This window comes from Brachybacterium sp. AOP42-C2-15 (assembly GCF_052377065.1).
Classification (GTDB): domain Bacteria; phylum Actinomycetota; class Actinomycetes; order Actinomycetales; family Dermabacteraceae; genus Brachybacterium.
The window spans coordinates 1-6050 of the sequence record NZ_JBQSWK010000074.1; the positions used below are offsets into that span (position 1 = coordinate 1).

The window sequence follows — 6050 nt, forward strand, 5'->3', positions numbered from 1 at the left end:
CCATTAATCGCACTTACAACCGTATGCATACGACCGAGAAGATCGCAGCAACCGCCGTGAAAACGTATTTCGCGGCCCAAATCGCCGTAAAATGCTAGCAGTGGAGGATGGCATGTCCGACAAAAGTGCGACAACTCCGAATGGCGCGCAATCACGAAAACAGATGGCTACCATTTCAACCTTGAGTATAGCTGCGATTTCGTTGGCGTTATGCGTATTGTCTCCACTCGCGAACAGTCTCGCTTTCCTTTTTGTTCCCCTCCTCGGGATAGTTACAGTTTGCTTGGGCATATATGCCAGATCCTGGTGGATGTGCCTAGTAGGTGTGGTCGAAATAATTTCGCCAGCCTTTACCATTTACTTGACGTACTACGCCCTTTCGCTGGGCGCTTAAACAAGAAAGCGAAGGCTTCGAGAATGCCAACTCGATCACGATCTATGCGCGTAGCCGCAACGGCGTTGCTGTCTCTCAGCCTGTGGACCGGGATGGTTGGTCTGGCCCATGCGGATCAGGTCAAAACCACAACCGTCAGCACAGCAACCTCTAGCGGGTGTACGGGCAAGCTAATAAAGAGAACGGAGCGACTAGATAGCGTCGAACACGGCTATTACACCGGAACATCCTTCTACGCAACGGTCTCATGCCCCACTCTTGCTGCTGGCAAACAGGCTCGTGCGCGAGCTCATTGTTCCGGTCTGGATCGATACACGAGCTGGGCAATACGCGGAGAATCATGGCAGTCGGGAAATTGTTTCGGCTCTGGCGCCTCCGCCAGTAAAGTCTCCCTAGAGTTCAGATAGCACAGTTCTCCCGATCGTAACGCCAGGGGCCGCACCTGTTGGGGGCGGCCTCTGGCGTCTACGAGGACCCCACTCGGCTCGCAACCCCAAACATCACAACCGCCGAACAGCTTCGTGCGGCAGCCGACGACCAAGCCGCGGAACGCGCCTGGAGGTCAGCAATCCCTAAACGGTCGGTTCAGGGGTGAACCGCGAACGCACCAAAGATGCTCACAGGGGCCCTTGTGGAATCCGGGGGTCAGGCACCAAATTGACGGGTATGCCAGACACCATGAAGGCGACCGCAACAGCTCCCGCAATGAGGCCCACTATTGCCCACGTTCTCCCGCTGTCCCGGCTACGCAGGCTGGCCGTGCCGAGCCCAAGGGCGAGAACGACGCAGATCAACCCTGGAATAAACGGGATCAGCATGAGGCCGTCCGCCGTCCCGTGCCCGTTGAACACATAGAACGAATACAGCTCTTGCCGCGCTAGTTGCCCCCAGACCGTGAGTGCGACCCCGAGACCGCCTGCGGTGGTTGACATGATGCCGAGGATGTCGAGCTTCCGTGAGTCGATCGAAAGGGTGACGCTCATCAATCCAGGCTAGCCGAGTGCGATCCGCAGCCCGCGTCATAAACGGTCCATTGCGGCACATCAGCAGCAGGGCCGCCGGCGCTTCGTTGTCGCATATGAAGATGCTCCACAATCCTGGACCGAAACTTGTCACGCGAGGTGCGCAGCCCTGCCGCGTTAGTGGCGCCCGTCACCCCGGGCCGGTACTGTTGGCAGATTCAGCACAACGCCTGGCCCACGCTCGAAATACCGAGATGGGACACCGACGCAGTCCGAATGCCGTCTGGAGGTGCCGTACAGATGTCCTCGCAGAGACTTCCCCGCCACCGCACTGCTGCTGTCATCGCCGGAGCGGCCGCGCTACTGGTCACCGGCATGACCACTGGCTTCCTGATCGCTGGGAGCGGTCCCACCACGCCCAGCCAGGCAGCACCCGTCGTGGCCAGTCCCGCCACCGAGCCGGCACCCGACGCGGAGGCAGAGCCCGCCGCCGATGAGGGCGCGCCGAGTCCAAGCTTCCCCACGAACGCGAACGGCCAGACCTACGGCTCCTCTTCTGATGTGGAATCGTACGACGCCATGCCAGACCTCGTTGCGGTAGAGATGCCCGACGGTGCGGTCGGCTACATCTATGCGGAGGAGCTGATCCGCCTCGAAGGCGGGCACGTCAACTCGCCGGAAGAGGCACTCGAGTGGAACGAGACCGTGAAAAACATGGCGACAGAGACCAACGACGAGGGCCTCGCCTATATCCCCATCACGGCCTACCAGGCCGATGGCGTGACCGAGATTGGCACCTGGGAAGGTCTCAACGGGGGCTGAGCACTGAAGTGCCAGTAATTGCGTCCCGGACGGAGCTCGCGCTGCCCAAAGGGTGGCTGGCCAGCTGTCATCGGAACGTCTCGCTGAGGTATACCCAAACGAGACGGCCGCCGGCGGAGTATCGCTTGTGGATGTGAACGCTGAGTGGCGGTTGTCTGTGACAGCTCGCTGGCGTCATCGAGGTCGCCAAGGCTCCCTCCCGGCTGCACACTGGCTGGCATGAAACCGATCCAGGTGCGACTGATGAACGACTACACCGCTGAATGGCCCCTTTGGACCGACGGCTTGACCGATGAGAGCGACTGGGAACTCTCCCAGCCACTGAAGCGGCGACTGACGGCTTGGGCGGCCTTCTTCAATGCGCACTACGACTGGGAGCGCGGCTGGGACTCTTCCGCGGCGGGTGCGGAGCACCGAGCCGAAGGCATCGAGCTGCACCGTCTTCTGGTGGCCGAGCTCGGGCCGGCCTACGACGTAGAGCTCATGCTGGACTAGTGGCCCTCGCGGGCAGCTGGCGAAGCGAACAGCTGCAGTGAGCAATCGCCCGATAGGGGATCCTTCACCGTATGTCGAGCGAGCGTCCTCCTCGACGCCTCTTTACGAGGGGTCGTCATGTACGCAAGACCCGTACGGTGACGTGAGCGGTGAGGGGAGGTTAACTGCAACAATGTCGACATGCATGTCGGCTACGCGCGCGTCTCGACCCTCGAGCAAGATCTCTCCGCCCAACGAGAGGCGCTCGAGCGCCTCGGAGTCGAGGGCAAAAACATCTACTTCGACCACGGCCTGACCGGAACGAACCGCGCCCGGCCCGGGCTCCGCGAGGCACTGGCCGCGACCCGGGACGGCGACACCCTGGTGGTCGCCAAGCTCGACCGGCTGGCCCGCTCACTCCCCGATGCGAGGGACATCGCCGACGAACTCACCATCAAGGGAGTGGCGCTCAGTCTCGGCGGCAGCGTCTACGACCCCAATGACGCCGTGGGCCGGCTGCTCTTCAACGTGCTCGGCATGGTGGCCGAGTTCGAGGCGGACCTCATCCGTCTGCGCACCCGCGAGGGTATGGCCATCGCCAGATCCAAGGGCAAGCTCAAAGGCAAGAAGCCCAAGCTCTCGCCCTCTCAGCGCAAGCACCTACTGACCTTGCACACGGCTGGCGAGCACACCCAGGCCGAGCTCGCCGAGCTGTTCAACGTCTCCCGCACCACCATCTACCGCGAGCTGCGCCGCACCACGACCACCTCCTGACCGCCCATGCCCCGCCACTGAGCGAGCACAGAACCGCGCCACTGAGCCATCACATCCACATATCGCTCCTGTTCCACAGGGTCCAATAGCGGCTTTTGGCACATGTCTCGGCTAGGGTCTAGAACATGAGTGACACACATCGGACCCTGGGACAGCGCGTCGCCTACCTCCGGGTTTCGTCGGCTGGCCAAAACCTCGCGCGGCAGCTCGAAGCGGTGGGGGAGTGCGACCAGACCTTCACTGAGAAGCAGTCCGGCAAGAGCGCGGTCGACCGCCCACAGCTGCAGGCGCTGATCCGGCACGTCCGCCACGGCGACCATGTCGTGGTCGCCTCTATGGACCGTCTCGCCCGCTCGGTGATCGACCTCAACGACATCGTCCAGCAGATCACCGGCGACCCGACCGAACACACCGATCAGCACCCCAGGAAGGGTGCGAGCATCGAGTTCCTCAAGGAGCGACTCACCTTCGCCCCGGGCGACACGGACCCGATGGCCTCGTTTCAGCTGAACATGATGGGCGCGTTCGCTCAGTTCGAGCGTGAGCTCATCCGCCAGCGCCAGACCGAGGGCATCGCCGCGGCGAAGAAGCGTGGGGTTTACAAGGGCCGGCCCCGCACCCTCGAGAGCGACCAGATCCGCTCCGTCCGCAACGCCGCCCTGGCCGGCACGCCTAAGGTGCAAATCGCGCGTGACCACGGAATCAGCCGATCCACGCTGTACCGCTACCTCGAGCAACCAGAACTACCCCTGGGCTGATGGCCAGTTAAGCAAAGACCTTCCGCGTCGCGAACGTCGCATAGAATAGTTGCTTAAGAGCGGAGCTTCACCCCTTTCGCGCTAAGCTCTCTCCGTCCAGCGTCGCCGGTAATCATGAGCAAGAGGAGCTGACGCGCGTGAAGCGATTCGGGCCATTGGAGGAAACTCCGGCGGGCTTAGCTCTCGGCGATCCTGGCCGACACTTCCTACTCCTCACCCCCCTCTCCGTTTCCCACCACGAACGAGAGCAACGCCTTTGGGGGGAGCCATGGGAAGCTCTCAAGTCGATTTATATAGACATGCCGTCGTCTCGCTTTGCATTTTCGAAAGCGATGTCCGACCTCGCCTACGTAACCCTTATCGCAGCAATCCAGGATGACCCAGGGTTTACCCCAAAGGACGGCGCCGCTCTAGTTACGACTCGTGACCACGCTGAGAGATCTCTGGCGCTGAGTCCACATCATTTCCGGGGCTATTGGTATCGAAGCCTCGAAAGTACCCAGAAGATGGTTAACCACCTGCTAGTCGTGCCTGAGAGCCGGACACTGCTAAGCAAGCCCGGAGCGGTGATCGGGTCCGTCTACGCGGCCGCTCACGCAAAATAATCTCCCCGCTCTCCCGATTAAGGAAAAGTGAGTTCGGAAGCCTATGTCCGGCGTTTCTGGATCTGCCGGGATAAGCGCTTCTGGTCACGATGGAGTCGCCACCAACTAGCAGTATTCCGAAACTGGATCTGGCCCAGCTCTTCGAGACTGGGCAAGCCTCTTTCGGACAGCTCTCTCGAAAGTGCTTTTTGGTCTTTCCCGTTGCGTTCTTCGACCAGCTTCTGGGCCTCTACTACACGCTCTGAGGCGAGTGGATGAGCTGAAATACGTTCCTCCACTTCGCGCAACTGTCCTTCCAGCTCGGGCACGCTTCGTCGACGAAACATGACTATCACTTCATGAAGACGCAGGCGACGGCCCCTCGGCCGAAGGCGGCCAGGATGGAATAGGGCGTTCCCAACTGCGCGATACGGGTGATGTCAGGACTCTTGAGGCCGATCCCTACCAGGCACCTAACCATCCACGGGGCCAGGACGATCGGGTCGGAGACCACCGGATAGGTGACATCCTCATCGGACGTATGATCAGCGACCTGAGTCAGGGTCGAGCCGTTGACCTCGAACCACGTCTCAACTTCCTTACCCTCCGCGTCACTAGCCCACGGCTCCCCGAAGGCTAGTACCGTCTCGCCGGCAGAGTCCACGACGACTGCCGCCCCGCTGGGGACCAGCTCCAGGGTTTCACCCACACTGAGATCGATCTCGTAAGCGAACGTCGAGGATGCACCCTCATTGGCGATCGTAGTCAACATCTGCACACCTTGCTCAGTGACCACCACTGCATTGGCACTATCCTCGCCTGGATACGCAAACGTTCCGTCTTCGAGCACTTCAACCGGCTCAGCGCTGTTCGCATGTGGCAACTGGATGCTCAGAGCTTCACCCTCCGAACTGCGGAGGCTAACGCCTTCGGCGGGGCTACTAGAGACTTCGACGCTCCCTCCCCCAATGGGGACCGAGTGGCTTGATCCAGCCAACCCATGCGTTTCGGATTCGACCGGCACGGCCAGCAATCCGGGGTTCACCTCCTCCAGATTCTGGAGAGACTCTTCCACGCTCTGCGCGGATGCAGCATCCGTCGCGGGCTGTTCGGCGGATGCCAGACCCGCTCCCGCAAGGACCATCGCCCCGGCGACTGTGAATGAAGTTAGCGCGGCCAAGCTTCGGCACATATCGCTGGTAAGTGATCGCGTCATCGTGATCCCGCCCCTGTATCGCAACCTGAAAACACCTGTGTCATTGCCCTACACCGTACCGATACG

At 61.2% G+C, this 6050-nt stretch carries 6 protein-coding genes; 4 read left to right on the forward strand and 2 right to left on the reverse strand.

Going from position 1 to position 6050, the window contains the following annotated elements; translation table 11 throughout:
• Positions 1–1011: 1011 nt before the first annotated feature.
• Positions 1012–1377 (reverse strand): hypothetical protein, encoded by a 366-nt coding sequence (locus ACT3SQ_RS18730; RefSeq protein ID WP_345078166.1) that lies wholly within the window; start codon positions 1375–1377, stop codon positions 1012–1014.
• Between the two features lie 279 nt (positions 1378–1656).
• On the opposite strand from ACT3SQ_RS18730, the gene ACT3SQ_RS18735 reads away from it, so the two are divergent.
• From ACT3SQ_RS18735 to ACT3SQ_RS18750, 4 genes are all read left to right on the forward strand, one after another.
• Positions 1657–2178: a hypothetical protein gene (locus ACT3SQ_RS18735; RefSeq protein ID WP_345078164.1), complete on the forward strand. Its 522-nt coding sequence runs from the start codon at positions 1657–1659 to the stop codon at positions 2176–2178.
• Between the two features lie 219 nt (positions 2179–2397).
• Positions 2398–2673 carry a hypothetical protein gene (locus ACT3SQ_RS18740; protein ID WP_345078161.1) on the forward strand — a complete coding sequence of 92 codons (276 nt, stop codon included), beginning with the start codon at positions 2398–2400 and terminating at the stop codon, positions 2671–2673.
• 180 nt (positions 2674–2853) lie between these two features.
• Positions 2854–3426: a recombinase family protein gene (locus ACT3SQ_RS18745; protein ID WP_345078158.1), complete on the forward strand. Its 573-nt coding sequence runs from the start codon at positions 2854–2856 to the stop codon at positions 3424–3426.
• 125 nt (positions 3427–3551) lie between these two features.
• Complete coding sequence (locus ACT3SQ_RS18750; RefSeq protein WP_345078155.1) at positions 3552–4184, forward strand: recombinase family protein; 633 nt, start codon at positions 3552–3554, stop codon at positions 4182–4184.
• Between the two features lie 936 nt (positions 4185–5120).
• On the opposite strand, the gene ACT3SQ_RS18755 is transcribed toward ACT3SQ_RS18750, so the two are convergent.
• On the reverse strand, positions 5121–5912 hold the full coding sequence (locus tag ACT3SQ_RS18755) for a hypothetical protein (protein ID WP_444601583.1): 792 nt from the start codon (positions 5910–5912) through the stop codon (positions 5121–5123).
• Positions 5913–6050 lie beyond the last annotated feature (138 nt).

Coding starts and splice junctions, on each gene's coding strand:
- ACT3SQ_RS18730 (WP_345078166.1), bottom strand. CDS start 1,377: ATGAGCGTCACCCTTTCGATCGACTCACGGAAGCTCGACATCCTCGGC.
- ACT3SQ_RS18735 (WP_345078164.1), top strand. CDS start 1,657: ATGTCCTCGCAGAGACTTCCCCGCCACCGCACTGCTGCTGTCATCGCC.
- ACT3SQ_RS18740 (WP_345078161.1), top strand. CDS start 2,398: ATGAAACCGATCCAGGTGCGACTGATGAACGACTACACCGCTGAATGG.
- ACT3SQ_RS18745 (WP_345078158.1), top strand. CDS start 2,854: ATGCATGTCGGCTACGCGCGCGTCTCGACCCTCGAGCAAGATCTCTCC.
- ACT3SQ_RS18750 (WP_345078155.1), top strand. CDS start 3,552: ATGAGTGACACACATCGGACCCTGGGACAGCGCGTCGCCTACCTCCGG.
- ACT3SQ_RS18755 (WP_444601583.1), bottom strand. CDS start 5,912: ATGGTCCTTGCGGGAGCGGGTCTGGCATCCGCCGAACAGCCCGCGACG.